The sequence below is a fragment of the Frigoribacterium sp. CFBP 13707 genome, from assembly GCF_014842245.1.
In the GTDB taxonomy this organism is placed as follows: domain Bacteria; phylum Actinomycetota; class Actinomycetes; order Actinomycetales; family Microbacteriaceae; genus Frigoribacterium; species Frigoribacterium endophyticum.
The window spans coordinates 492,569-518,210 of sequence record NZ_JACYVL010000002.1 but is presented as its reverse complement, the minus strand read 5'-3'; the positions used below and the strand labels follow the sequence as shown (position 1 = coordinate 518,210).

Sequence of the window (25,642 nt, the reverse complement as noted above, 5' to 3'; positions counted from 1 at the left end):
GAAGGTACGCGCCCGGGGACGGCTGTACCCGCGCCTCCCACCTGCTGCTCAGGAACCACTCACGGAACGGACATGTCCGCGACGCGCGTCGGCTGGGTGACCACCCGGGGGCCCGGGACTAGGTTCTCCCCATGACGACTTATGACCTCATCGTGATCGGCGCCGGCGCTGTCGGCGAGAACGTGGCGGACTACGCGACCCGGAGCGGCTTGAAGGTCGCCCTCGTCGAGGCGGAGCTGGTCGGCGGCGAGTGCTCCTACTGGGCCTGCATGCCCTCGAAGGCGCTGCTGCGCTCCACCGCCGTCCTCCGGGCCGCGCGGGCCGTCGACGGGGCCGCCCAGGCCGTCACGGGAGAGGTCGACGTCGCCGCGGTGCTGCGCCGCCGCGACTCCTTCACCTCGAACTGGGACGACTCGAGCCAGGCCGAGTGGGTCGAGGGCGCCGGCATCGACCTGATCCGCGGCCACGCGACCATCACGGGCGTCAAGGAGGTCACCGTCGGCGACACCGTGTACACGGCACGCCACGCGGTCGCCGCCGTCACCGGTTCGTCCGCCCTCCTCCCGGACGTGCCGGGGCTGGCCGATGCCCGCCCCTGGACGAGCCGCGAGGCCACGAGCGCGAAGAGCGTCCCGCAGAGCCTCGTCGTCGTCGGAGGCGGCGTCGTCGCGGCCGAGATGGCCACGGCCTACCAGCAGCTCGGCTCCACGGTCACCCTCGTCGCGCGCAGCGGCCTGCTCGGCGGGCAGGAGCCGTTCGCCGGCGAGCTCGTCGGGAAGAGCCTCCGGGCGATGGGCGTCGACGTGCGCGAGGGCACCTCGCCCGTGCAGGTCAGCCGCACCGAGCACGACACCGTCGAGGTCACGCTCGACGACGGCACCGTCGTCATCGCCGACGAGATCCTCGTCGCGACCGGGCGCGTTCCCCGCACCTCCGACCTGGGCCTCGAGTCCGTCGGGGTCGAGGCCGGCACGTGGCTCGACGTCGACGACACCCTGCTCGTCAAGGGCACCGACTGGCTCTACGGCGTCGGCGACGTCAACGGCCGGGCGCTGCTCACCCACCAGGGCAAGTACCAGGCCCGCGCCGCCGGCGAGGTGATCGCCGCCCGCGCCCTCGGCCGCGAGCTGGCGACCGAGCCCTGGGGCGCGCACGTGGCCACGGCCGACGACGCCGCCGTGCCGCAGGTCACGTTCACCGACCCCGAGGTCGCGAGCGTCGGCCTCACCGCCGACGCGGCGCAGAAGCGCGGCCTCGACGTGCGCGTCGTCGACTACGACCTCGCCGCCGTCGCGGGCTCGGCGATCCACTCCGACTCGTACGAGGGCCAGGCCCGCATCGTCGTCGACGAGGCCCGGAAGGTCATCGTCGGGGCGACCTTCGTCGGCCCCGACGTGAGCGACCTGCTGCACGCCGCCACGGTCGCCGTCGTCGGCGAGGTGCCGATCGACCGCCTCTGGCACGCCGTGCCGTCGTACCCGACGGTCAGCGAGATCTGGCTGCGCCTGCTCGACGCCTACGGTCGTCCGTGATCAACCCCCTCGTCGACTCGCCGATCTCGCGGGCGGGCTGCGCCTGGGCGACCGTGGTCGGCCTCGCCGTCGGCGTGCCGCTCAGCGTCGGCAAGGTCCGGGTGGTGGGCGACCTCATCGTCTGCCGCGGCCTGCCCCGCTGGGCGTTCAAGCGCGGCGGCACCTGCGTCGGCCGCGTGTACCTGACCCGCGACAACGACGGGCCCGCCGTGCTGCGGCACGAGGCGCGGCACGTCGCGCAGTGGAAGAAGTACGGCATGCTGATGCCGTTCCTGTACGCCCTGGCCGGCAGCGACCCGCTGACGAACAGGTTCGAGATCGAGGCCGGCCTCGAGGAAGGCGGTTACCGATGACCCGCACCGTGATCATCACCGGAGCCAGCTCCGGGATCGGCAAGGAGGCGGCGATCGCCCTGGCGAGCGGAGGGGCCGACGTGGCCGTGGTCGGTCGCAACGCTGAGCGCACCCAGGCCGTCGCCGACCAGGTCGGCGGCACGGCCTTCCTGGCGGACTTCGACCGGCTGGACGACGTCCGCTCGCTGGCCGACCGCCTCCTCGACCGCTACCCGACGATCGACGTCCTCGCGAACAACGCGGGCGGCCTGGTGAGCGACCACGAGCTGACGAGCGACGGCCACGAACGCATCCTCCAGTCGAACCACCTCGCTCCCTTCCTGCTGACGCGCCTCCTGCTGCCGCGGCTGCAGGAGAGCGGCGGCCGGGTCGTGTCGACCGCCAGCGTCGCGAACATGTTCGGCCACGTGCGCCTCGACGACCTGAACTGGACGAAGCGCGCCTGGCTCGGCGGCTGGCGCCAGTACGGCACGAGCAAGATCGAGACCATCCTCTTCGTGCGGGAGCTCGCCCGCCGCACCGGCCTCGAGGCCTTCTCGTTCCACCCGGGGATCGTCAAGACCGGCTTCGGCCAGACGTCGCCGATGTGGCGCATGGCCAACGTGCTGAGCAACGGCAACTACGGCATCTCGGCGAAGGCCGGGGCCCTGCCGCTCATCCAGCTCGCCGGGCCGAGCACGATCGGCGTGCCGAGCGGCACGTACTTCGACCAGCTCAAGCCCGACGGCCTGCGCACGCGCCAGGCGAAGGACGACCTGCTGGCCGAGGCCCTGTGGGACCGCACGTCGGCGATCGTCGGACTGCCCTCCGAGGTCTGACCGGTCGCGGCGCGGCCGGGGGCTGCTAGCCCTCGGCCTTGCCCAGCCGCCAGTACCCCATGAACGCGACCTGGCGGCGGTCCACGCCGACCTCGCTGACGAGGAAGCGGCGGAGGGCCTTGATCGCCCCGGCCTCGCCGGCGAGCCAGGCGTAGAGGTCGCCGTCGAGCGACGCCCCGTGCGGGGCGTGGCCCTGAGGGACGTCCCAGAGCACGTCGTGCTCGATGTCGACCTCCTCGACGGGGACCCCGTGGCGGCGGGCGGTGACGTACCGGGCCGTCCAGCCGCGCACCGCCTCCACCAGGCGGCCGCCGTGGCCCTGGTGGGCGGCCGTGCCGGCGTGGCCCTCGCGGGGCAGCCAGTGCACGTCGACGCCGGCCGGCGCGACGAGGGGCAGCGCGTCGGCGGCCGTCGGCACCTCGACGAAGACGCAGCCGCGGGCGTCCGCCGGCAGCTGCTCGACGATGGAGCAGATGGCGGGGGCCGCGGTCTCGTCGCCCGCGATCATGACGGTGCGGGCCTCCCCCGGCGACCACTCGACGCCGCTGCCGTGCACGCCGCTCGTCGCGTCGGGGCCGACCAGCATCGCCTCGTCGCCGACGGCCACCGTGCTGAGCCAGGTGCCCGCCGGGCCGCCGTCGTCGTGCACGACGAAGTCGACGTCGACCTCGTGGGCCTCGGGGCGGACGGCCCGGGCCGTGTAGGTGCGGAACGGGTTCTGCCGGTGGGCCGGCAGGGCACGCCAGGCGCCCCACCAGTCGTCGACCGGGAAGTCGTCGAAGCCGGTGCCCGGCAGGGGCAGCACGACCTTGATGCGCTGGTCGAGGCCGTCCGTGCCGAAGTCGGCCAGGTCGGGCGCCGTGAAGGTGAGGCGCGTGAACGACGGGCTGAGGCTCGTGACCGCGGCGACGCGGACCCGGTAGGGACGGTGCGCGGGGCGCGCGACGGGGGCGGCCGACGGGGCCGTGACGGCGAGGCTCACGTCAGAGCGTCGCGGCGGCGCCGTGGTCGGCCGCGTGCACGGCACGCAGGTCGTGGCGGAGGTCGTAGGCGAAGGAGGCGGGGCCCCCGATCCAGATGAGGTGCTCGCCGGCCGCGAGGTCGGCGGCGTCGACGTACATCTCGGCGAGCCAGGCGCGGACGGCCCGGTCGAGCGCCTCGCCGGGGGCGCAGGAGCGACCCGAGCCGGGGGCGCCGGAGCGGCGGTCACGGGCCAGCCAGGTCACGGTGACGCGGCCGGGCGATGCCAGCTCTTCCACCTCGGCGGCGGAGCCGACCTCGACGAACACCTGGCCACGGGCGCAGATCGGCAGGCTGGCGAGCATCTCGCGGAGGGCGGGGAGCGAGGAGGCGTCGCCGGCGAAGAGGACGCGGATCGCGTCGTGCGGCAGCGGCGGGTTCGGGTCGTCGAAGAACATGTCCCCCTCAATATAGGTGAGGCTCACCTAAGCCGCCACTCTCCGCGGCCACCCGCGGCGGGTTCCCAGGGGTGTAGTAGATTCGCGGGAGCCCTCGGTCCAGCAGCGACCCGGGGGCAGAGGGGCGGCGCCCGTCCAGCAGCGACGGAGCGCCAGCCGAGATCCATCGTCCGGCAGCGACGGAGGACGTCCTGCACCCGGGGTGCGCAGGTCGCGACGAGCGACGGCGCGCCGATCCGCACCGCTCCGAAAGGCCACTCCTCCCCCATGCGCTCCCGCCGCCTCCTCGCCGCCGCCGCCTCCTCCGCCCTCGTCGTCGCCCTCGTGGCCGGCTGCACCTCGGGAGGCTCCGACGGCTCCGGCTCGCCCGACGCCGACGCCACCGTGACGGTCGGCCTCGTGCTCGAGCCGAGCGACCTCGACATCCGCCACACCGACGGCGTCGCGCTCGACCAGGTCCTGATCGACAACGTCTACCAGGGCCTCGTCGGCCGCACCGAGGAGAACGACGTCGTCGACGTGCTCGCCTCGGAGCACACGATCAGCGACGACGGCCTCACGTACACGTTCACCCTGCACGACGGCGTGGCCTTCCACGACGGCGCGGCCATGACCGCGTCCGACGTGGTCTGGTCGCTCGAGCAGGTGCGCACCGACGAGACGCTCGCCGGGCACGCCGACCTGGCCGCCGTCTCGTCGATCTCGGCCCCCGCCGACGACACCGTCGTGCTCACGCTGTCGCGCCCCGACTCGGCGCTGCTCTTCGCCCTGACCGGCCGCGCGGGCCTCGTGCTCGAGCAGGCCGCCACGAACGACCCGTCGACCACGGCGAACGGCACGGGCCCCTACACGGTCGCCAGCTGGACGCAGGGCGACAACCTCCGCCTCGAGCGCGCCGACGGCTACTGGGGCACCCCGGCGAGCGTCGAGGCCGTCGTGTTCCGCTACGTGACCGACCCGTCGGCCGCGATCAACGCCACGCTCTCCGGCGACCTCGACGTGCAGACCGCCGTCGACGCCACCCTCTCGTCGCAGCTCGAGGGCGTCGACGGCGTCAGCCTCGAGCAGGGGAAGACGACCGACAAGTACACGCTCGCCTTCAACAACGCCGTCGAGCCCTTCACCGACGTGCGGGTGCGCAAGGCGATCCGGATGGCGATCGACAACGACGCGATCATCACCGCGGTCGGCGGCTCGGCCGTCGACCAGGGCGGGCCGATCCCCGAGCTCGACCCGGGCTACGCCGACCTGACGTCGGTCGACGCCTACGACCCCGAGGCGGCGGAGGCGCTCCTCGCCGAGGCCGGGCACGCCGACGGCCTCGACCTCACCCTCGAGTACGCGAACTTCTACCCGGCCGCGATCGGCGACGTGCTGACCACCCAGCTGGCCGCCGTCGGCATCACCCTGACGGTCGAGCAGGTCGACTTCACGACGTGGCTCGACGACGTCTACACGGCCCCCGCCGACGGCGGCCCGCGCGACTTCCAGCTGAGCATGGTCGACCACGCCGAGACGCACGACTTCGGCAACTGGGCCGACCCCGACTACTACTGGGGCTACGACAGCGCCCCGGTGCAGGCGCTCTGGGAGCAGTCGCTGGCCGCCACCGACCCGGCCGTCGCCGCGCAGGCCCTGAGCGACGCCGCGGCCATCGTGTCGGAGGACGCCCCGGCCGAGTGGCTCTACACCTCCACGACCCTGACGGCGATCCGCGACGGCGTCACCGGCTTCCCGACCACGTCGACCAGCACCCGCCTCGACCTCTCCGAGCTGGCCACGACCGAGTGACGAGGTTCCTGCTCGGTCGGGTCGCGCTCTTCGCGCTGGGCCTCGCCGTCGCCAGCGTGCTGATCTTCGTCACCCTGCGCCTCCTGCCGGGCGACGTGGCGCAGTCGATCGCGGGCACGACCGGCAGCCCCGCGCAGGTGGCCGCGATCCGCGCCTCCCTCGGCCTCGACCAGCCCGTCGTCGTCCAGTACCTCGACTGGGCCGGCGGCCTGCTGCGCCTCGACCTCGGGGAGTCGCTCGTGACGGGCACCCCGGTCGCCGACGAGGTCGCCGAGAAGCTGGGCGTGACCCTGCCCCTCGCGGGGATGTCGCTCGTCGTCGGGCTGGCCGTCGGCGTGCCCCTCGGGGTCGTGGCCGCGATCCGTCACCACCGCCCGTCGGGCGCCGTGCTCGGCGTCGTCGCGCAGCTGCTCGCCGCGGTGCCGGTCGTCTGGGCCGGCATGCTGCTCATCGCGCTCTTCGGGGTCACCCTGAGGGTGCTGCCGACCCAGGGGTTCCCCGTCGACGGCTGGGAGGAGCCCGGCCGGGCCCTGCGCTCGCTCGTGCTGCCGGCCGTCACGATCGGCCTCGTCGAGGGCGCCGTGCTGTTCCGCTTCACCCGCTCCGCCGTCGTCGGCGCCCTCGACGAGGACTACGTGCGGGCCGCGGCCGCGAAGGGCATGACCACCACGCGGGCCCTGCTCCGCCACGGACTGCCGAACGTGCTGCTCAGCGTCGTCAGCGTGCTCGGCCTCCAGGTCGCGGGCCTGGTCGTCGGCGCGGTCGTCGTCGAGCAGCTCTTCTCCCTCCCCGGCCTCGGCCGCATGCTGGTGAGCGACGTGGGCCGGCGAGACCTCACCAAGGTGCAGGGCGAGCTGATGACCCTGACGGCCCTCGTGCTGCTCGTCGGGCTCGTCGTCGACGTCGTGCACCGCCGGCTCGACCCGCGCCTCCGGGAGCAGGAGGCGTGAGGCGGCGCAGCGCGCTCGGCGCCCTCCTCCGCCGCCCCGCCGGCGCCGCCGCGGCCGGCTGGCTCGCCCTGCTGCTCGTCGGCGCGCTGGTGAGCCGCGTCTGGACGCCGCTCGACCCCTTCACGACCGACCCGTACTCCGCCTGGCTGCCCCCGTCGGGCGCCCACCTCTTCGGCACCGACGGCGTCGGCCGCGACATCGCGAGCTACGTCCTCGCGGCGACCGGCACGACCGTCGTCGTCGCGGTCTCGGCCGGTGTGGTCGCGGTGCTCGTCGGCCTGGCCCTGGCGGCGCTCGGCTCGCTCACCGCCCGGCCCGTCCGCGAGGCGACGGCCGTGCTCATCGACGTGCTCGTCGCCTTCCCCACGATCCTCGTGGCGATGGCCCTCGCGGCGGCGTTCGGCGGCTCGCTCGCGGTCGTCGTCGTGGCGACCGGCGTGGGCTACGGGGTCACGATCGCGCGCGTGTCGCGCGCGGAGATCCGCCGCGTGGTCCGCGAGGACTACGTCACGGCGGCCCGGGCCTCCGGCGCGGGCACCGCGGCCGTCCTCCGCCGCCACGTGCTGCCGAACATCGCCCCGGTGTTCGTCGTGCAGCTGTCGCTCGCCATGGCGACCAGCGTGCTCGCGGAGGCGGGGCTCTCCTTCCTCGGCTACGGCGCCTCGGCCGAGACCGCGTCGTGGGGGCGACTCCTCGCCGACCTCCAGAAGTTCCTCGGGGTGCACCCGTGGACGGTCGTCTGGCCGGGGCTCGCGATCACGCTCACCGTGCTCGCCCTCAACCTGCTCGGCGACGCCGTCCGCGACGCGGCCGACCCGCGCCTCCGCGACCGGCCCGCCGGCACGGGCCGTGGGGGCCGTGCGGGCCGCCGTCGCCCGTCCTACCCGTCCGACCCCGCCGACCCCGCCCGCTCCCCCGCCCCGGAGGTGACCTCGTGACGCTCGAGATCGACCACCTGACCGTGACCATCGGCGACCGGGCCGTCGTCGACGACCTCTCCCTCCGGCTCGACGACGGCGCGCGGCTCGGGCTGATCGGCGAGTCGGGATCGGGCAAGTCGCTGACCACCCTCGCCGTGCTGGGCCTGCTGCCCCGCTCCGCGCGCGTGGCCGGCAGCGTGCGCCTCGACGGGCGCGAGCTGCTCGGCCTGCCCGAGCGCGAGCTGGCCCGCGTGCGCGGCGCCGTGGTCGGCACCGTCTTCCAGGACCCGCGCACGGCCCTCGACCCCGTCATGACGGTGGGGCGCCAGATCGCCGAGCCGCTCCGCCTGCACGGCACGGTGACCCGCCGCGAGGCCCGCCGCCGCGCCGTCGAGGCGGCCGCCGAGGTCGGGCTGCCCGAGCCCGACCGCATCGTCGACAGGTACCCCCACCAGCTCTCCGGCGGCCAGCGGCAGCGAGTCGTCATCGCCACCGCGCTCATCACCCGGCCCGCCGTCCTGCTCGCCGACGAGCCGACGACCGCGCTCGACGTCACGACCCAGGCCGAGGTGCTCCGGCTCTTCCGCCGCCTGGTCGACGAGCGGGGGGCGTCGCTGCTCTTCGTGACCCACGACCTCGCCGTGCTGGCGCAGGTGGCCGAGGAGGCGGTGGTCCTGTCGCAGGGGCGCGCGGTGGAGAGCGGGCCGGTCACGCGCCTCCTGCACGCCCCCGAGCACCCCGTGACGCGCGGGCTCGTGGCCGCGACCCGGGCCACCACCTGGAGGGCGTCGTGACGGGGCCGACGGGCGCGGCGGGCAGCGCGGGCAGCGCGGGCACGGCGGACGCCGCCGGGAGCACGGACGCCGCTCGCGGAGCGTCCGGGCCGACCGCGTCGCCCCTGCTCAGCGGCCGGGGCCTCACGCGCACCTTCCGGCTGCCGCGTCGGTCGCCTTTCCAGCCGGGCCCGGTACGGCACGCGCTCGTCGACGCCGACCTCGACGTGGGGCCGGGCGAGAGCGTGGCCCTGATCGGCGAGTCGGGCTCCGGCAAGTCGACGCTCGTGCGCCTCCTGCTGGCCCTCGACCGCCCGACGGACGGGGCGGTCACCTTCGACGGGCGACCGGTCGAGCCTGGCCGCGCGGCGCAGCTGCGCTGGTTCCGGCGACAGACCGGCGTCGTGCTGCAGGACCCGTACAGCTCGCTCGACCCGCGGATGCGCGTCGGAGACACGGTGGCCGAGCCGCTGCGGCACCTGCACGTGGCGGGCGACCACCGCGCGCTCGTGGCCGAGGTGCTCGAGCGCGTCGGCCTCGACGCCGCCGACGCCGAGCGGTGGCCGCACGAGTTCAGCGGCGGTCAGCGCCAGCGCATCGCGCTCGCGCGGGCCGTCGTGCACCGCCCGCGGCTGCTGGTCGGCGACGAGCCGATGAGCGCCCTCGACGTGACAGTCCGCGCGCAGATCATCGAGCTGCTGCGCGAGCTGCGCACCGACCTCGGCCTCAGCCTGCTGCTCGTCTCGCACGACATGGGCCTCGTGCAGCACCTCGCCGACCGTGTGGCCGTGCTGCGCGACGGGCGGGTCGTCGAGCAGGGCGCGACCGACGACGTGCTGCGGCGGCCGCAGCACGAGTACACCCGGTCGCTGATCGCGTCGGTGCCGACGATCGACTGAGCGGCGCCGGCGCGTGCTCGGCGGGCGCGTGCTCGGCGGGCGCGTGCTCGGCGGGCACGGCACGGCACAGCGCGGTCGAGGTGACCCGACCTGGGCCCTCGACGTGCTCGAGGGCCCAGCTCGGGTCACCTCGTGCGTCGATCACCAGACGGAGGGGTGCCTCCGCTGCCAGCGCAGCCGCCGCTCGAGCTGTGCGCCGATGCTCAGCAGCACGTCCTCCCGGCCGGGGCGCCCGATCAGCTGCACGCCCGCCGGCAGGCCGTCGACCTCGCCCACCGGCAGCGTGATCGCGGGCAGGCCCGCCACGTTGACGAACGACGTGAAGGGCGAGACGAGGCACTGCTGCTCGAACGCGCGCTCGGGGTCGTCGGCGTCGTACCAGCCGAGCGGCTGCGGCAGCAGGGCGAGCGAGGGCGTGACGACCGCGTCAAACCGGTCGAAGGCCCGCACCACGCTCCGCTCGAAGTCGGTGAGCCCGGCGAGGGTCGCCCCGAGCTCGCGGGCGCCGATCTCGCGGCCGCGACGCACGAGCCAGGCCGTCATCGGCTCGAGCCGGGCGAAGTCGTCGTGGGTCTCGGCCGGGATGCCCGCGGCGCCCGCCTGCCAGAGGGTGCGGAAGAGCTGCGGGTACCGCGACGCCGGCAGCGAGGCCTCCTCGACCCCGTGCCCCATCGTGGCCAGGAGGTCGACGGTCTCGCTGAGGACCGCGAGGAGGCGCGGGTCGACCCGGACGTCGTAGGCGTCGTCCCACGGGCTGGCCGTCAGCACCCCGAGCTGGTGACGGCCCTCGCCGCGCACCGCCGACCCCAGCCAGGCCCCGTCGGGCGAGTCGGGTGCGCGCAGCGCGGTGTCGGCCCGGGGCGGGCGGCCGTCGGGCGACACCATCGCGTCGAGCAGCAGGGCCGCGTCGGCCACGGTGCGGGCGATCGGGCCGCCCACCGAGAGGCCGCCGAGACTCGACAGGCCGGACTGCGCCGGCACGCGACCGCGTGACGGCTTGAGGCCGACGAGCCCGTTCGCCGCGGCGGGGATGCGGATCGACCCGCCCCCGTCGCTCCCGGGAGCGAACGGCAGGAGCCCGGCGGCGACCGCGGCCGCGGCGCCACCGCTCGACCCGCCCGCCCCGAGCTCCACGCCGGTGCCGAGCCCCCACGGGTTGCGCGTGACCGGGCCCGCGAGCGGCTCGGTGTAGCCGGTGAGGCCGTACTCGGGCGTGCTCGTCTTGCCGAGGCTGACGGCCCCGGCCTCCGACAGCACGGCGGCGATCTCGCTGTCGCGGGCCGCGGGCGTCGACGCCGTGAGCCGCGAGCCGGAGCGGGTGGGCACCCCGGCCCGGTCGTAGAGGTCCTTGTCGGCGAGCGGCAGGCCCCAGAGCGGTGCGGCGCTGCGGCCCGCGGCCGCGAGTTCGTCGGCGCGGCTCCGGGCGGCGTCCGGCGTCACCGTGACGAAGGCGCGCACCTGCGGGTCGAGCCGCTCGATCCTGGCCAGGTAGTGGTCGGCGAGCTCTCGGGGGGTGACCTCGCCGCGGCGCAGCCAGTCCCACTGCTCGTGGGCGCTGAGGTGGTGGAGTTCGAACATCGCCCCGAGCCTACGACCATGCCGAGGCGGGAATGCGGGGTACATCTGAGCATCCTTCGTTGACGAGCGGGGGACGACGGCGTAGACATGTCGGCACGCGGGATCAACCACCCCGTGGCCGGCCCTCACCAGCCGGCGACTCGACGAAGCGACCGAAGGCGGTGCGCCGTGGATCAGACGGCCGAGACGACGACGCGGCGACCCGCCGCGCTCTCGCTTGTGCGCCTCCTGCTCCTCTCCGGCCTCCTCGCGCTGGCCTTCGTCGTGCTCGCGCTCGCCCTCGCACCGCGGTCGGCCTCCGCCGAGACTGCGCCGTCGCCCTCGCTGCTCGGCGGGACGACGCAGGCCCTCGGCGGCGTGACGGGCTCGCTCGACGCCCCCGTCGCGGCGGTGGCGCAGACGGCCGGAGGCGCGGTGTCGGCAGCGACGCAGGTCGCCACCCAGGTCACCGCGGTCGCGCCGCCCGTGCAGCGCGTCGTGCAGGCCGTCGCCCCCGTGGCCCCCCAAGTCGTGCAGCAGGTCGCGGCCGCCGCCCCCGTCAGCAGCGTCGTCGCCCCCGTGGCGCAGACCGTCGACCGCGTCGTCGCGGCCGTCCCGGTCGCGCAGGCCGTCACCGGCCCCGCGCCGGTGGCGACCGTCGTGGCCCCCGTCTCCGTCGTCGCCGACGCCGCCGTCGGCACGGTCGCCGACGCCGCGGCCGCCCCGGCTCCCGCCGACGTGCTCGCGCCGCTCGTGCCCGCCCTGCCGACCGTCCCCGCCCTGCCCGTCACGCCGGGCGCGGGCGTCGGGGTCGACGCGGGCCCGACGGCGACCGCCGGGGTCGGCGACGAGCTCGTCATCGACTCCTCCGCCACGGTGTCCCCGGCCGCCGGCCTCGCCGCGGGCGACCCGGCCGCGACGGCGTCCCTGTCGCCCGAGGCCGCCGACGTCGTCGCGGTCGACGCGGGCACCGCGCTCCGGGCCGCGATCGTGACGGCGCAGGCGGGCGACCGCGCCTCCGCCGGGGACCCGACCCGCGCCTCCGACCTGCCCCTCGCCCCCGCTCCCGCGCCGCTCCCCGGCCCGTCCGACGACGGCCAGCCCGCCCTGCCCTCCGGCTCGGGCCAGGGCTCGCAGGGCGCCGGCGCGGGCGCCGCGGGAGGGGCCGTCGTGGCCGACGCGACCCGTGCCTCCCAGCTCCCCGCCCTGACGATCACGGCGGGCTCCTCCGACGGCGACGACGACCTCCCGTCGTCGCCCGTGCACGACACCGACAGCTCCCCCGACTGAGGTCGGTCGCGTCGCTCGTGGGCTCCCGCCCACGCCGCGGGCGCTCCTGCTGAGCAGGAGCCGACCCGCCGCCGCAGGCACGGCCTGCCGAGCGACACACGCGACCCTCGCCGCCCCGCGCGGCGCCCACACCTCACTCGTACGGAGAAGACCATGAACAAGCACGTCTCGAGAGGGCTCCTCGGAGCGCTCTTCGTCGGGGGCCTGTGCGCCCTCGGAACCACCGCCGCCCAGGCGGACACCCTCACCGGCGGAGACGACGGGCTGCTCTCGGGCACCCAGGTCGCCGCGGTGGTCGAGGCCCCGGTCTCGGCCTTCGGCACGGCCGTCAGCGTGGTCGGCGACGCGACGTCGTCGGCCCCGGCGGCCGCGCCTGCTGCTGCGGCTCCCGCTCCGGCCGCTGCTCCGGCTCCGGCTCCGGCCGCTCCCGCGGCCGCGCCGGTCACGACGACCAGCGGCGACGCCGGGCTGCTGTCGGGCACGCAGGGCATCGTGTCGGTCGACGTGCCGGTCACCGTGACCGACACGGCAGTCAGCGTGGTCGGCGACGCGACGAGCGCGGGGGCACCGGCCACCGCCCCGGCGGTGCCGACGGCACCTGCCCCGGCACCCGCTCCCGCACCCGCCCAGACCAGCGGCGACGACTCGATCGGCGGCGGCAGCCAGGCGCTCGTCGACCTCGACCTGCCGGTCACCGTGGGCGGCACCGCCGTCTCGGTGCTCGGCGACAGCAGCAGCACCGGCGGCACGACCACGGCGCCCGCCGCGGGCCCGACGGGGTCGGCGTCGCCGGCCCCCGAGACCAGCGGTGACGACGGCGTCCTCGGCGGCACCCAGGCGCTGGTCGACCTCGACGTGCCCGTGACCGTGGGCGGCACCGCCGTCTCGGTGCTGGGCGACAGCTCGAGCACCGGTGCCGGCACGGGCAGCGGCACGACGCCCGCGACGGGCACCGCGCCCACCGCCGGCGCGGGCTCGGGCAGCACGACGAGCGGGGACGAGAGCGTCCTCGGCGGCACCCAGGTGATCCCGGTCGTCGGACTGCCGGTGACCGTCGGCGGCACCACGGTCTCCGTCATCGGCGACAGCAGCAGCACCGGCACCACCACGGGCACCACGCCCATCACCGGCACGGGCACCACCCCCGCGACCGGCGCCGCGACCAGCGGCGACGACGGCGTCCTCGGCGGCACCCAGGTGATCCCGGTCGTCGGCCTGCCCGTCGCCGTCGGCGGCACGGCCGTCTCCGTCATCGGCGACAGCAACAGCACCGACACCACCACGGGCACGACGCCCATCACCGGCACGGGCACCACCCCCGCGACCGGCGCCGCGACCAGCGGTGACGACGGCGTCCTCGGCGGCACCCAGGTGATCCCGGTCGTGGGACTGCCCGTCACCGTCGGCGGCACCGCGGTCTCCGTCATCGGCGACAGCAACAGCACCGACACCACCACCGGCACCACGCCCACCACGGGCACCGGCACCGGCCCGGTCACCAGCGGTGACGACGGCGTCCTCGGCGGCACCCAGGTCGTGCCCGTGATCGGCCTGCCGATCACGGTCGGCGGCGCCGCGGTCTCCGTCATCGGCGACAGCGACACCGACGGGGGCACGCCCGTCGTCCCCGCCACCCCGGTGACGCCGACCACCCCGGTCGACCCCACCACGCCCGTCGACCCCACCACGCCGGTCGACCCCGCCACGCCGACGGACCCGACCACCCCGGTCGACCCCGGCACCCCGGTGCTGCCCACCACCCCGGCCACGACCGACGAGCCCGTCGGCCCGGCCGTCGTGACCGCCGCCACCGGCGGTGTCACGGCAGCGGCGACCACCTCGGCGACGGGTCGTCAGGCCCTCGCCGCGACCGGCGCCTCCACCACCACGGCCGCCGCCGCGACGTCCACCCTGGCCTACACGGGCGTCGACGGAGCCCCGACGCTCGCCGGAGCCCTGCTGGCCCTCCTGGCCGGACTCGCCCTGCTGGTCGTCGCGCGTCGCCGGGAGGCCCGTCGCTGACCGGCACCCGCCGACGGCGGAGCGCCGTCGCCCTCCGGGGCGGCGGTGCTCCGCCGTGCCCGCGGGGCGACAGCCGAGCCAGCGACGACTCTTTCTGGTACATTCGTCTCACTCGTGCTCCCTCGCCTGACGCACACGGCTCGGCGGGATCGTCGCACGGCTCGGAGTCACCACCATGGGCTACCTCTTCCTCTCCCTGGCCATCGTCGGCGAGGTCGTCGCCACCAGCTTCCTCAAGGTCACCAGCGGGCCCGACGCGCGCTGGTGGCAGTACGCCGTCGTCGTCGTGGGCTACGTCTTCGCCTTCGCGATGCTCTCGCAGTCGCTCGGACGGGGCGTGCCGCTCGGCATCGCCTACGCCGTCTGGGCCGGCATCGGCGTCGTGCTCGTCGCGCTGATCAGCTGGCTGGTCTTCCACGAGCCGCTGACGCTCCTGCAGCTCGGCGGCATCGTGCTCGTGATCGGCGGCGTCACCATGCTGGAGCTCGGCGGCCGGCACGAGGCCGCCGCGTGACCCGGACCGGCGAGCAGCGGGCCGGCACGGCCGACGAGCCGACCCGCGACTCCCCCGGGCTCGGCCCTCGCGGAGACGCCTCCCTGACGCCGAAGGGCGAGGCGAGGAGGCGCGCCCTGCTCGCCGGGGTCCTGACAGTCCTCGAGGCCGGCGGCCCGTCCGCCGTCACCCACCGGGCGGTCGCCACGGCGGCGGGCGTGCCGCTCGCCGCCGCGACCTACTACTTCTCGTCGCGGGACGACATGCTGCGGAGCGCCCTCCGGCACGCGACCGCGACCTGGACCCGCTCCCTCGACGAGCTCGAGCAGCCCACGCTGGGCGACCTCGCCGAGACGCTGGTGCGCTACGCCGTCGTCGAGCGGGCCGCCGCGGTCGCCCAGTACGAGATGCTGCTGCAGGCCGTGCGCGACCCGGGCCTGCACGACGACGCCGAGGCCTGGTACTCGTCGCTCGAGCACGTGCTGGCACGGGTCGGCGTGCCGGCCGAGCGGCTGGCGGTCGTCTCGCTCGCCGTCGACGGCCTCATCGTGCGCATGCTCTGGCGCGGCGAGCCGGGCGACGTCGCCGCCACCGCGGAGGTGCTGCGCCGCGTCGTCGCCTGAGGTGCCGGGCGCCCGGCACCCGCCGCACGTCCCGCTCCGCAATGCGAGAGACATCCGTCCTCGAGCGACCAGGACGCCCCGCGTCTGCGGCCGACCCGCGCCGATCACTCTCAAATTTGAGAGCACGAGCGAGAGCAAAGGGGAGAGCACGAGCAAGAGCAAAGGGGAGAGCACGAGCAAGAGCAAGAGTAAGACCCGACCCGAGCCGAGCGGCGGCAGCTACAGCGGCAGCAGCGGCAGCCCCAGCCGCCCTACCTCCCGCGGCGCCGCTTCTTCAGCGACTTCTGCATCGTCACGGTGCCGAGCCAGCGGCCGAACTTGAAGCCGACGCGGCCCATGCGGCCGACCTCGGTGAAGCCGAGCGTCTCGTGCAGCCGGATCGACGCCTCGGCGTTCTTGTCGGCGATCACGGCGACCATCTCGCGGATGCCGGCCTCGCGGCAGGCCTCGACCAGCGCCTCCAGCAGGGCGCGACCGAGGCCCTTCCCCGTGGACGCGGCGCGGAGGTAGATCGAGCTCTCGACCGTGTACCGGTACGCGGCCTTGCCGCCCCAGGGCATCGCGGTCGCGTAGCCGAGCGCCTCGCCCGCGGGGTTCACCGCGACGAGGAACGGCATGCCGAGCTTCGCGGCCACCCCCGCCTTGCGACGCCAGTCGGCGAGGGTCATCGGCACTTCGTCGAAGGTGACCGTCGAGTTTTGCACGTAGTGGTTGTAGATCTCGCGCACGTACGGCAGGTCGGCCGCGACGGCGGGGCGGATCTCGAAGCTGAACGCCGGCTCGGGCAGCGGGGCGGGCCGCAGCTCACGCGGCAGCCGCCGCCGGGTCTGGTATTCCTCTTCGAGCACCCGTCCACTCTGGCACGTCGCGGTCGCCCGCCGACAGGGCAGGCCGTCAGGAGGCGGCGGCCGGCTCCGCGGGCAGGGCCCAGTCGACCGGCTGCCCGCCCTGCTGCACGAGCAGCTCGTTCGTGCGGCTGAACGGCCTCGACCCGAAGAACCCCCGCGACGCGGACAGCGGGCTGGGGTGCGGCGACTGCACGGTGGGCACCTCGCCGAGCATCGGGACGAGGCCGGCCGCGTCGCGCCCCCAGAGGATCGCGACGAGCGGGCCGCCGCGGGCCGCGAGCACCTCGATGGCGCGCTGCGTGACCGGCTCCCAGCCCTTGCCGCGGTGCGACGCCGCCTCGCCGGGCCGGACGGTCAGCACCCGGTTGAGCAGCATGACGCCGTTCTCCGACCAGGAGGTCAGGTCGCCGTGCGCGGGCACGGGCACCCCGAGGTCGTCGTGCAGCTCGCGGTAGATGTTGGCGAGGCTGCGGGGCACGGGCCGCACGTGCGGGTCGACCGCGAACGACAGGCCGATCGGGTGGCCGGGGGTCGGGTACGGGTCCTGACCGACGACGAGCACGCGGACCTCGTCGAGCGGGTAGGTGAACGCCCGGAGCACGAGCGCGCCGTCGGGCAGGTAGCCGCGCCCGGCCCGCACCTCGGCACGGAGGTACTCGCCCATGTCGGCGACCTCGTCGGCGACCGGGTCGAGCGCCTCCGCCCAGCTCGGGTGCACGAGGTCGCGGAGGGGGTGAGCCGTCACTCGACGCCCAGGGTGCCGACCGAGACGCCGACGATCTCGCCGTCGTCGTCGGTCTGCGGCTCGACGCGCCAGACGTTGCCCGTGCCGAGCACGGCGAGCGCGCCCTCGCCGACCACGAGGGCCGTGTGCTCGTCGATGGCGACGCCGCCCCGCACGAGGCCGGCCTCCGTCGCCGCGACGAGGCGCGTGAGGGTGCCCCACTGGGCGGCGTGCACGTCGATGGCGAGGTCGACGAGCCCGAGCCCCTCGCCCAGGGTCACCTCGCCGAGGCCCTCCGCGGCGTCCTCGGGGCAGACGGCGACGTCGCCGATCAGCCAGCCGCCGAGCAGGGCCCGGTCGGCGGCGATCATCGCGCCGGCCGAGAAGCCGAGGTAGGGCAGGCCGTCGGCGACGAGCAGCCGCACCTGGTCGATCAGCGGCGTGACCGACTCGAGGTAGGCCGGTGTGAGGCCGCCCGCGACGACGAGGCCGTCGACGTCGCTGAGCACCCGGGTGTCGAAGGCCGCGCCGGCCTGGACGACCGTGACGACGGCCTCGCAGCGCCCGCCGTGCGCGATGAGGGCCGGCCAGCCGGTGACGAACTCGTCGCCGGGCGATCCGTCGGCCACGACGACCAGCACGGCGACGCGGGGCACGGCGCGGCCCAGGGCGGCGCCGCGCACGGCGGCCTCGGCGACGAAGGGCTCGTAGATGTCGGGGGCGTCGGGCGACCAGCCGCCGCCGACCAGGTGGATGCTCATGCCTCGCGGCTCACCGTCGCGTCGCGGGTGACCGGGGGCAGGGCGCTCCACGGGAAGGTGATCCACTGTGCGGTGCGCTTCCAGACGAAGTCCGGCTCGAGGATGGTCTGCGGCTTGCTGTAGAGGCAGACGGTGCGGACCTCGTCGGCGACCTCGGCGAGCAGGTCGCGTACGAGCGCGAGGGTGCGGCCGGAGTCGGAGACGTCGTCGACGACGAGCACGCGCTTGCCGGCGAGCGACGGGGCGTCGAGGGTCGGGGGCAGCAGCACGGGCTCCGGCAGGCGGGCGTCGACGCCCGTGTAGAACTCGACGTTGATCGACCCGCACATCTTCGTGTCGAGGGCGTACGCGATCGATCCGGCCAGCACGAGGCCGCCGCGCGCGACCGCGACGATCACGTCGGGCGTGAAGTCGGCCGCGACGACGTCGCGGGCCAGGTGGCGGGCGGCGTCGCCGAACTCCAGCCAGCCGAGCACCTCACGGCCGGGGGCCTCCGTCGACGACGCGACGGGCGCCTCCGGCACGGCCTCGCCGACCCCGGCTCCCGGCGCCCCTCCCGCGGGGGGTGCGGCGAGGTCGGTCGGGTCGTCGGGTGAGGAAACCATGCCAGCAACCGTAGTGGGCCGCGCACCCGCGCGCGACGCCCGTCGGGCACCCTCGGCGTCGGGGCACGGTCAGGGCGCCTCCCACCGGCCTCCGGGAGGCGCGAAGACGGTGTCGACGCCGTCCGACCAGAGCAGGGAGTCGGGGGCGCGGTCGGTGACCCCGGGCAGCCCGGAGTCGGCGACGAGCTCGTCGTCGAGGTCCATCAGCTCGGCCCGTCGGAGCGGCCAGGCCCCGTGCGTGTTCGGCCAGTACCTCGTCGTGCCGCCGCGGGCGACGTGCATGCCCCAGCGTGCGGTGAGGAACTCCGCCAGCGGGTCGCCGACGACCTCCTCGTCGGTGGGGCGGACGGCGAGCCGCGTCGACGGCCGGGGCCCGGGGCCGTGGCGGCGGGAGGCGTACTCGACCGTGCCGCCGACCCGGCGACGGCTCATCGAGGCCCAGCGGTAGGGCAGTCCGAGCGCCGCGTTCGCGGTGACGACGGGCAGCAGCTTCGCGGCCTCGAGGGTGCGGAAGACCACCCCGCGGCGACCGAGGTCGTCGACCGAGTAGAGCCGCACGTTCGTCTCGAGGAAGGTGCCGAGCCACGGCACCGGCGGCAGCGAGCCGAAGGCGCTACGCGAGAGCTCGAACGGGATGAGGCCGACCCACGTCGAGCCGTCGTGGACGTCGGGGCGGGTGCCCGGGGGCAGCAGCGGCGCCACGCGCTCGGGCTCGACGCGCCAGTGGGCGAAGGCGAGGCCGCCCCAGTGCTGGCTGATCACCGGCGCCCGCAGCAGGTCGGGCGCCACGGTGCTGACGGGGGCGGGCTCGCGAGCGGTCATGGCGCCACGATACGGACGGCGCCTGGGCGGCCCCGTGGGTAGGGTCGACGGACGGGGGCACGGAGGGCGCCGACCACCGGTCCGACCACCGGTCCGACCACCGGTCCGACTGCCGCCCGACCGCCCGTCCGCCGACCACCCGAGGAGGCCCGCCCGTGACGACCGGACCGACCGCACGTCGCGCCGACCCGAGCCCGCTCGAGCGGGCCGTCGACGAGGGCTTCCTCATCATCCGCGCGTCGCTCGTGGTCGCGACCGCCAACCAGGTCATCCGCCGGGCCCTGCAGGAGCGCCTCCCCTTCGACGAGGAGGTCGCCACGGGCTTCGTCCGCTCCGAGATCGACCGCCTGACCGAGGAGCAGCTCGAGGGCGCCCGCCGCCTCCGACGGGTCCGTCGCCGCACCCACCGCTCGTACGGCCAGTCACAGCACCAGTTCGACTACCGCGTCGACGACGTCGACGCCCTCCGCCTCCGCGAGGCGACCCACAAGGCGCTCGTGAAGGAGCTCGGCCGGGCGGGCCGCGACGACGCGTTCGTCGCGGCCGTGGTGGACGCCGCGCGGGCCCGTGCGTGGGACGACGTCGGCAGCACCGTCGTCGACCGGATCGGCTGGGCGGCCGCGCCGGCCCCGGGCTACGACGAGGGCCGGGACGAGCGGCTCCGCGACCTGTTCGACATCGACCTCGCCGGCCTGGCCGAGCGCCACGACGAGCGCGGCGGCCCCGCAGGAGTCGGGCCCGCCGACCCGACGGAGACCGGCGAGGCGACGGTGACCGACGACCCGACGGAGACCGGCGCCTAGCTCGCCGGCCCCGCCCCCGCGGCCCCCTCGTCGATCCGCACGCCGCGGCCCGACACCACGACGCCGCCCGTGGCCGGCACGAGCACGTCGAGCACCCCGGGCCGCCCCACGTGGGCGCCCTGGTGCACGCGGACACGGGCCGGCGGCACCACCCTGCCGGAGGCGCGGAGCCAGCCCCCGAGGGCGGCCGCGGCCGACCCCGTGGCCGGGTCCTCGACGAGCGTGCCCACCGGGAAGGGGTTGCGGGCCTCCAGCACGAGGGTGCCGTCGTCGTCGACGCCGAACTCGTGGACGACGGTGACCGTGCCGGCCCAGCCCTGCTCGTCCATCAGCGGCCGGAGCGCACCCGCGTCGACCACGAAGCCGTCGAACGCCGCGCGGTCGACGACGGGCAGCACGGGGTGGAGGTTGCCGGCCCAGGCCGCCAGCACGGGCCGGGAGGCGTCGAGCTCCGTCGCCCGGAGTCCGAGCACCGCGAGCAGCCGCGCGAGCACCTCCGGCTCCAACGGCTCGACGCGCGGCTCGGGCGAGGTGAACGACGCCCGCGCTCCCCCGTCGGGCTCGACCGTCGTCTCGAGGGGCACCGGGCCCACGGCGGTCTCGACGACGATGTGGCCCGGCCCGTCGCGCTCGGCGAGCGCGATCGCCGTCGCGACGGTCGCGTGGCCGCAGAAGGGCACCTCGGCCACGGGCGAGAAGTAGCGCACCCGGTGGCGACGCCCGTCGCCGTCGAGGTCGGGCCCGACGACGAAGGCCGTCTCGGCGTCGCCGACGGCGAGAGCCGTCGCCTGCATCTCCGCGTCGGTGAGGCCGCGCGCGTCGAGCACGACCCCGGCGGGGTTGCCGCCCGCGGGGTCGGCGGAGAAGGCGGCCCAGCGGGCGACGGCGCGGTCGGATGTCGAGGTCGGTGCGGGGGTCACCCGCCCATGGTGCCGGGGAGGCGCGGTGCGCGTCGAGCGCCACCCGCGCCTCCCCGGCCTGGTCGCCCCCGTCAGGAGCCCGGCGCGCCGTCGATCAGCGAGAGCGGGTCGGCGACGAACCGCGCCAGGGCCCGGTCGACGACCCCGCGGTCGAACACGTTGTCGTTGTAGGCGACCGCCACCTGGAGGGCGCCGTCGATGACGGCGATCTGCACGGAGAGGTTCTCGGCCGGCACGGGGTGCACGGTGTAGCCGAGCTCTGCCGCGCGGCCGTCGCGGACCCAGGGCAGGCCCTGCATCGTCCGGGCGACGCCGAGGTTGCTGACGACGAGGTGGCCGCGCGCGTGGGCCGGCGCCGTGGCGGGCACCCTGCGGTCGCCCGGGCGGACGGCCTCCTTGACGGCACCGGCGACGAGGGCCGCGAGGGGCCGGCCCGACGTGACGGTCTCGTGGATGCTCTCGTCGACGGCGAGGAGGTCGTCCACCCCGGTGACGGGCACGCCCGTCACGAAGTTGCCGGTGGTGTCGACGCCGGCCGGCAGGTACTGGCGGACGTCCCAGACGAGCTCGCTCTCGGCCCCCAGCCGCACGCCCTCCCGGACGAACGCGGCGCGCAGCGCGACGATCACCGCGCTGGAGAACGCCACGGGGTGCGGCTGTGCCCGGAGCCAGCGCCGCAGCTCGGTGAAGGTCCGTCGGTCGCCCCGGCCCCAGGCCACGGCGGTGGAGGGAGCCCACGCGACCTGCTCGCGCTCCTGCACGACCCCGGTCGGCACCGTGGGCACCTGCACGCGCCGGGCGCGCAGCAGCGCCGGCACCCGGGCCGGGTGGCGCAGGTACGTGGCGGCGACGGCGCGCCACAGCGGGTGGCGGACGCCCTCGGCGCTGAGCCAGGCCGGCATCTCGCCGCCCGCGGCGAGGTCGAGGAGGGCGGCGGGCAGCCGCGAGGTGAAGCGTGCGTCGACGACCTGGTGGTCGTAGATCATCAGCAGCCGCTCGCCCGAGACGATCACCTGCAGCGGCAGGGCGTCGTCGATCATGCCGACGAGGTGCTCGAGCACCTCGTCGGGCGCGAGGTCGTCGCCGAGCGGCGGGATCTCGCTCACCATCCGCTCGCAGAGCTCACGCTGGGTCTCGGGGGTCCAGGCCCAGTCGCGGCGGTCGGCCGCCACGAGCCCGAGGCGCGCACCGGGCCCGAGGGAGACGACGCGGTGCAGGGCGGCGACGAGGGCCGTCCGCGGGGGCAGCACCAGCGGGCCCATCACGCCGAGCACGTGCGCGCCCGCGGCGAGGCGGTCGACGGCGGAGATGGGCAGGGTGCGGCGGCCGCCCTCGGCGGGGGTCGCGGCGCGGAGCGCGGGCACGGTCATGGCGGTCACGAGGCTGCCCCCGCGACGGTCGGCACCGGCGCCGGCGTCGGCAGCGGCGCGGGCGTCGGCAGCGGCGCGGGCGTCGGGGCCGCGACCGGTGTCGCGGCCGCCCCGGGCGTCGGCGTCGCGGCGGCCACGGGGGCCCGCACCGGGCGCATCGTCGACGCGCCGTCCCAGCGCTGCCGCAGGTAGAGCAGCGGCCCGCGGGCGACCCCGGCGAGCTCGACGCGGGCGGTGCGACGGAGCTCACGCTCCAGCTCGGCGTCGGCCGGGGCCGTGCTCACACGAGAGGTCGTGGCGGAGGCGGTGCCCGCCCTCCCCTTGGCGAGGAGGGCCGCGACCGCGTGCGGCGCGCGGCGGAGCGCGGCACGCCGCGTGCGCCCGTCGAGGGCCACGCCGGCGAGCCAGGCGCCCAGGCCGGTGCCGTAGCCCGCCGCCTGGACGCGGAGCGCGGCCAGGTCGGCGCGGTGCCGGTGCCAGACGAGGGCCGAGGGCTGGACGGCGAGGGCGTGCCCGGCGAAGAGCACGCGCGTGAAGACGTCGAGATCCTCTCCCCCGGCGGTGCGGGTGCCGACGCCGAACGCCGTGTCGAAGCCTCCGAGCGCGAGCGCGACGTCGCGGCGGAGGGCGAAGTCGGCGCCGGTGCCGAACGCACCGACCGAGAAGGGGAAGGTCGGCAGGTCGGCGGGCTGCTCGTCGAGGCGGAAGACGCGCGGCGCGACGTTCCGCGACCACGAGACGCGGTCGTCGAAGGAGCGCTGCACGGGGGTGCGGAGCTCTCCGCTCGCCACGAGGCCCGTCACGCAGGCCACGTCGTCGGCCCGGGCGAAGCCGTCGCAGAGGCCGAGCAGCCACCCGGCGTCGACCACGACGTCGTCGTCGGTGAAGGCGACGACCTCGCCGGTCGCCGCGCGGAGGCCGGCGTTGCGGGCGCCGGAGAGGCCGGCCACCGGCTCGACCACGTACCGCACCCGTGGGTCGTCGAACTCGTCGGCCACGAGGTCGCGGGTCGCGGAGGTCGAGGGGGCGTTGTCGACCACGACGACGTCGAAGGCCGGGTGGTCGAGGGCGAGCACCGACGTGAGGCAGCCGCGCAGCTGCTCGGCGCGGTCACGCGTGCAGACGACCACCGTCACGGTCGGGAGCCCGCCGGCGGGCAGGGCCACGGGGCGGGGCGCCGCCGGGAGGTCGGCGGCCTCCGAGCGCACGAGGTCGATCGAGACGTGGTCGTTGACGACCGGCACCTCGACGACGCCGAGCACCTCGCGCCCGTCGCGCACCAGCAGGCGCGCGGCGGGGTGGCCCTCCGCGTCGACGAGCCGCAGGTCGTCGACGCCGGGGCGCGCGAGGTCGGCGACGTCGACCGCGCCCACCCACAGGGCACCCGACCAGGTCGGCACCGCGGTGCTCGCCATGGGGCGCGTGAGCGAGAGGGCGGTCACGAGGCGACCTCGGCGACGGCGGGCCCGCCCGGGGAGGCGGCGGTCGCCTCCTCGAGGAGAGCGCGGCCGACCGCGGGGTCGTGGGGCGCGAGACGGGCGCGGCGGAGCGTGCCGGCGGCGTAGCCGAGGACGGTGGCGACGACCACCGTGAGCAGCACGCCCGCGCGGCCCGCGCCTCCTCGACCCGTCCGCCCGAGCTCGCGGACGAGAGCGGCGGGCACGACGCGGCGCAGGTAGTCGGACTCACTCGAGAGGGCGTCGCCGGCGCCGAGCTGGCGGCTGAGGGCGGCCTTGGACAGCCCCTCGCTCCAGCCGCGACGACGGGCGTAGGCCCAGGTCACGCGCGGCGGCGTCACGTGGTGGCTGACGTCGGCGCGCGGCTCGAGCACGATGCGGGCCGAGGGGTCGGCCTGCCGGATGCGGATGCAGAGCTCCGTCTCCTCGCAGCCGAGGGGCACGGTGCCGACCCGACCGGTGTCGAGGTTGAATCCGCCGACGGCGACGACGGAGGCGCGGCGGAAGGCCATGGAGCAGCCGATGACGTTGCGCACGTCGGCGGTCGTCGTCGGCAGGCCGCGGTGGCTGCAGCCGACGACCCAGAGGGCCTCCGGCGGGTAGAAGGCGCGGGCGTCGTCGGGCCACCGCGGGGTCGCGTGGCCGCCGACGCCGACGACGTCGGGCTCCGAGAACGGCGCGAGGAGGTGCTCGAGCCAGCGCGGGTCGGCCGCGGCGTCGTCGTCGAGGAAGGCGACGACCTCGCCGCGGGCCGCGGCGACGCCCGTGTTGCGGGCGCCGGACAGCCCCTGGCGGAAGCGGTTCGGCACGACGACGACGTCGCTCCAGCGATCACGGCTGCGCGCGAGCAGGGCGTCGCTGTGGTCGATCACCAGGACGACCTCCGTCGTCTCCGGCAGACGGCGCACCGACTCGACGCTGGCGAGCAGGTCGTCCCAGCGCTCCTCGGTGTAGGCGCAGACGACGACGGAGACGGTGACCGGGGCGCCGGTCACGCGACGTCCCGGCGCGCTCCGGTCCGGACGGAGCCGGTGCCCGTCGACACGAGCTCGGGGGCCGGGGCCGCCGCGGCGCGCATCGAGGCACGACGGGCCGACGCGGACGGGCGACGACGACGCTCCTCCAGGATGACCCGGAGCACGCGGAACCCGTCGGTGACGGCGTTGAGGTTGCTCGAGCCGTGGATGCGGAGCTTCTCGATGCTCGGCACCTCGACGATGTCGTAGCCCAGGGCGGCGGTGCGGCAGTTGAGGATCGTCTCGATCTCAAAGCCGTCGCCGTTGTGCATCTGGCCGTCGGCGCGGGGGGCGAGACCGCTGGGCAGCAGCTCGAGGCTCGGGACGATGCGGGCCCAGAACGCGTTGTAGCCGTAGCAGAGGTCGGTGTAGCGGGTGCCCAGCAGGAGGTTCGTGAGGGCGTTGAGCCCCCAGTTGCCGAGCGCGCGGAAGCGCGTGATGTCCTCGCTGCCGCCCCCCTGCACGAAGCGGCTGCCCTTGGCCACGTCGGCGCCGGCGACGAGCGCCTCGACGAAGCGGGGGATCTCGGCGGGGTCGGCCGAGCCGTCGGCGTCGAACATCACGATGACGTCGCCGGTGGCGGCCTCGAAGCCACAGGCCAGGGCGTTGCCCTTGCCCTTGCGGGTCTGGTGGACGACCTTGATGTCGGGCATGACGCGCACGGCCGTCGCGACGGTGTCGTCGACCGAGTGGCCGTCGACGAGGATCACCTCGTGCACGCTGGGCAGCATCGGGAGCACGATCTCGAGGTTGCGGGCCTCGTTCCGGGCGGGGACGACGATGGAGATGCGGGGCTGAGCGATCGAGGGCAGGGGTGAGACCGGGTTCACGAGGGGGGTCCTTGCGTGGGTGAGCGAACCGGCAGGTGGGGTGGCCT

General features: G+C 75.9%; 26 protein-coding genes. 13 read left to right on the top strand and 13 right to left on the bottom strand.

The features are described from left to right. Positions 1 to 131: 131 nt before the first annotated feature. From IFT45_RS06125 to IFT45_RS06115, 3 genes are read left to right on the top strand one after another with little or no spacing between them, the layout of a single operon-like run. Positions 132 to 1,532, top strand: a complete 1,401-nt coding sequence (locus tag IFT45_RS06125) for an NAD(P)/FAD-dependent oxidoreductase (RefSeq protein WP_056053879.1) — start codon at positions 132 to 134, stop codon at positions 1,530 to 1,532. Further along, positions 1,529 to 1,885, top strand: a complete 357-nt coding sequence (locus IFT45_RS06120) for a Fe-S oxidoreductase (protein ID WP_371810889.1) — start codon at positions 1,529 to 1,531, stop codon at positions 1,883 to 1,885. Before IFT45_RS06125 ends, IFT45_RS06120 begins: the two co-directional genes overlap by 4 nt. Then, positions 1,882 to 2,703: an SDR family NAD(P)-dependent oxidoreductase gene (locus IFT45_RS06115; RefSeq protein WP_056053876.1), complete on the top strand. Its 822-nt coding sequence runs from the start codon at positions 1,882 to 1,884 to the stop codon at positions 2,701 to 2,703. Before IFT45_RS06120 ends, IFT45_RS06115 begins: the two co-directional genes overlap by 4 nt. Positions 2,704 to 2,728: 25 nt before the next feature. On the opposite strand, the gene IFT45_RS06110 is transcribed toward IFT45_RS06115, so the two are convergent. Together IFT45_RS06110 and IFT45_RS06105 are read right to left on the bottom strand one after the other, a co-directional pair. Beyond that, positions 2,729 to 3,685 (bottom strand): siderophore-interacting protein, encoded by a 957-nt coding sequence (locus IFT45_RS06110; protein ID WP_056053873.1) that lies wholly within the window; start codon positions 3,683 to 3,685, stop codon positions 2,729 to 2,731. A gap of 1 nt (position 3,686) precedes the next feature. Beyond that, a complete protein-coding gene (locus tag IFT45_RS06105) occupies positions 3,687 to 4,121 on the bottom strand; it encodes a siderophore-interacting protein (protein ID WP_056053871.1) in 435 nt (144 codons plus the stop codon). Between the two features lie 267 nt (positions 4,122 to 4,388). Here IFT45_RS06105 and IFT45_RS06100 point away from each other — a divergent pair, with 267 nt between their 5' ends. From IFT45_RS06100 to IFT45_RS06080, 5 genes are all read left to right on the top strand, one after another. Further along, the gene (locus tag IFT45_RS06100; protein ID WP_056053856.1) at positions 4,389 to 5,912 is read left to right on the top strand and encodes an ABC transporter substrate-binding protein; all 1,524 of its coding nucleotides are present in this window, start codon (positions 4,389 to 4,391) and stop codon (positions 5,910 to 5,912) included. After that, the gene (locus IFT45_RS06095) at positions 5,909 to 6,862 is read left to right on the top strand and encodes an ABC transporter permease (protein WP_056053847.1); all 954 of its coding nucleotides are present in this window, start codon (positions 5,909 to 5,911) and stop codon (positions 6,860 to 6,862) included. Before IFT45_RS06100 ends, IFT45_RS06095 begins: the two co-directional genes overlap by 4 nt. Continuing rightward, positions 6,859 to 7,800 carry an ABC transporter permease subunit gene (locus tag IFT45_RS06090; RefSeq protein WP_192127205.1) on the top strand — a complete coding sequence of 314 codons (942 nt, stop codon included), beginning with the start codon at positions 6,859 to 6,861 and terminating at the stop codon, positions 7,798 to 7,800. The genes IFT45_RS06095 and IFT45_RS06090 overlap by 4 nt, the downstream gene beginning before the upstream one ends. Further along, positions 7,797 to 8,576, top strand: a complete 780-nt coding sequence (locus IFT45_RS06085; protein ID WP_056053844.1) for an ABC transporter ATP-binding protein — start codon at positions 7,797 to 7,799, stop codon at positions 8,574 to 8,576. Before IFT45_RS06090 ends, IFT45_RS06085 begins: the two co-directional genes overlap by 4 nt. A 140-nt stretch (positions 8,577 to 8,716) precedes the next feature. After that, entirely contained in the window at positions 8,717 to 9,454 is a 738-nt protein-coding gene (locus IFT45_RS06080) for an ABC transporter ATP-binding protein (protein ID WP_192127414.1), read from the top strand. 141 nt (positions 9,455 to 9,595) lie between these two features. On the opposite strand, the gene IFT45_RS06075 is transcribed toward IFT45_RS06080, so the two are convergent. After that, a complete protein-coding gene (locus tag IFT45_RS06075) occupies positions 9,596 to 11,032 on the bottom strand; it encodes an amidase (protein ID WP_192127203.1) in 1,437 nt (478 codons plus the stop codon). 168 nt (positions 11,033 to 11,200) lie between these two features. On the opposite strand from IFT45_RS06075, the gene IFT45_RS06070 reads away from it, so the two are divergent. The 4 genes from IFT45_RS06070 (at position 11,201) to IFT45_RS17040 (ending at position 15,439) form a co-directional block, all read left to right on the top strand. Continuing rightward, positions 11,201 to 12,301 (top strand): hypothetical protein, encoded by a 1,101-nt coding sequence (locus tag IFT45_RS06070; RefSeq protein ID WP_192127201.1) that lies wholly within the window; start codon positions 11,201 to 11,203, stop codon positions 12,299 to 12,301. Positions 12,302 to 12,454: 153 nt separating this feature from the next. Beyond that, a complete protein-coding gene (locus IFT45_RS17045; RefSeq protein WP_244637703.1) occupies positions 12,455 to 14,323 on the top strand; it encodes a hypothetical protein in 1,869 nt (622 codons plus the stop codon). Between the two features lie 175 nt (positions 14,324 to 14,498). Further along, positions 14,499 to 14,837: a multidrug efflux SMR transporter gene (locus IFT45_RS06060; RefSeq protein ID WP_056053831.1), complete on the top strand. Its 339-nt coding sequence runs from the start codon at positions 14,499 to 14,501 to the stop codon at positions 14,835 to 14,837. Beyond that, entirely contained in the window at positions 14,834 to 15,439 is a 606-nt protein-coding gene (locus IFT45_RS17040; RefSeq protein ID WP_192127199.1) for a TetR family transcriptional regulator, read from the top strand. Before IFT45_RS06060 ends, IFT45_RS17040 begins: the two co-directional genes overlap by 4 nt. Before the next feature lie 251 nt (positions 15,440 to 15,690). Here the strand turns inward: IFT45_RS17040 and IFT45_RS06050 are convergent, their stop codons facing one another. The 5 genes from IFT45_RS06050 to IFT45_RS06030 all read right to left on the bottom strand — a co-directional run bounded on the left by IFT45_RS06050 (position 15,691) and on the right by IFT45_RS06030 (position 19,199). Then, entirely contained in the window at positions 15,691 to 16,287 is a 597-nt protein-coding gene (locus tag IFT45_RS06050; RefSeq protein ID WP_192127197.1) for a GNAT family N-acetyltransferase, read from the bottom strand. Positions 16,288 to 16,333: 46 nt separating this feature from the next. Continuing rightward, positions 16,334 to 17,032, bottom strand: a complete 699-nt coding sequence (locus IFT45_RS06045; protein ID WP_185232195.1) for a uracil-DNA glycosylase — start codon at positions 17,030 to 17,032, stop codon at positions 16,334 to 16,336. Continuing rightward, complete coding sequence (locus tag IFT45_RS06040) at positions 17,029 to 17,772, bottom strand: Type 1 glutamine amidotransferase-like domain-containing protein (RefSeq protein WP_082514310.1); 744 nt, start codon at positions 17,770 to 17,772, stop codon at positions 17,029 to 17,031. The genes IFT45_RS06045 and IFT45_RS06040 overlap by 4 nt, the downstream gene beginning before the upstream one ends. Beyond that, entirely contained in the window at positions 17,769 to 18,377 is a 609-nt protein-coding gene (locus IFT45_RS06035) for a phosphoribosyltransferase (protein WP_082514309.1), read from the bottom strand. Before IFT45_RS06035 ends, IFT45_RS06040 begins: the two co-directional genes overlap by 4 nt. Positions 18,378 to 18,446: 69 nt before the next feature. Next, the gene (locus IFT45_RS06030; RefSeq protein WP_192127195.1) at positions 18,447 to 19,199 is read right to left on the bottom strand and encodes a YqjF family protein; all 753 of its coding nucleotides are present in this window, start codon (positions 19,197 to 19,199) and stop codon (positions 18,447 to 18,449) included. 155 nt (positions 19,200 to 19,354) lie between these two features. Between IFT45_RS06030 and IFT45_RS06025 the strand changes: the two genes are divergently transcribed. After that, positions 19,355 to 20,002, top strand: coding sequence for a hypothetical protein (locus IFT45_RS06025; RefSeq protein WP_192127193.1), 648 nt, complete (start codon positions 19,355 to 19,357; stop codon positions 20,000 to 20,002). Here the strand turns inward: IFT45_RS06025 and IFT45_RS06020 are convergent. From IFT45_RS06020 to IFT45_RS06000, 5 genes are all read right to left on the bottom strand, one after another. Then, a complete protein-coding gene (locus IFT45_RS06020) occupies positions 19,999 to 20,922 on the bottom strand; it encodes a PhzF family phenazine biosynthesis isomerase (RefSeq protein WP_192127190.1) in 924 nt (307 codons plus the stop codon). The genes IFT45_RS06025 and IFT45_RS06020 overlap by 4 nt on opposite strands. Positions 20,923 to 20,993: 71 nt before the next feature. Further along, positions 20,994 to 22,301, bottom strand: coding sequence for a hypothetical protein (locus IFT45_RS06015; RefSeq protein WP_192045545.1), 1,308 nt, complete (start codon positions 22,299 to 22,301; stop codon positions 20,994 to 20,996). Next, positions 22,298 to 23,734 carry a glycosyltransferase gene (locus IFT45_RS06010; protein WP_197982208.1) on the bottom strand — a complete coding sequence of 479 codons (1,437 nt, stop codon included), beginning with the start codon at positions 23,732 to 23,734 and terminating at the stop codon, positions 22,298 to 22,300. The genes IFT45_RS06015 and IFT45_RS06010 overlap by 4 nt, the downstream gene beginning before the upstream one ends. Continuing rightward, complete coding sequence (locus tag IFT45_RS06005; protein ID WP_192127188.1) at positions 23,731 to 24,744, bottom strand: glycosyltransferase family 2 protein; 1,014 nt, start codon at positions 24,742 to 24,744, stop codon at positions 23,731 to 23,733. Before IFT45_RS06005 ends, IFT45_RS06010 begins: the two co-directional genes overlap by 4 nt. Further along, positions 24,741 to 25,595, bottom strand: a complete 855-nt coding sequence (locus IFT45_RS06000; RefSeq protein ID WP_200931964.1) for a glycosyltransferase family 2 protein — start codon at positions 25,593 to 25,595, stop codon at positions 24,741 to 24,743. Before IFT45_RS06000 ends, IFT45_RS06005 begins: the two co-directional genes overlap by 4 nt. Between the last annotated feature and the right edge of the window lie 47 nt (positions 25,596 to 25,642).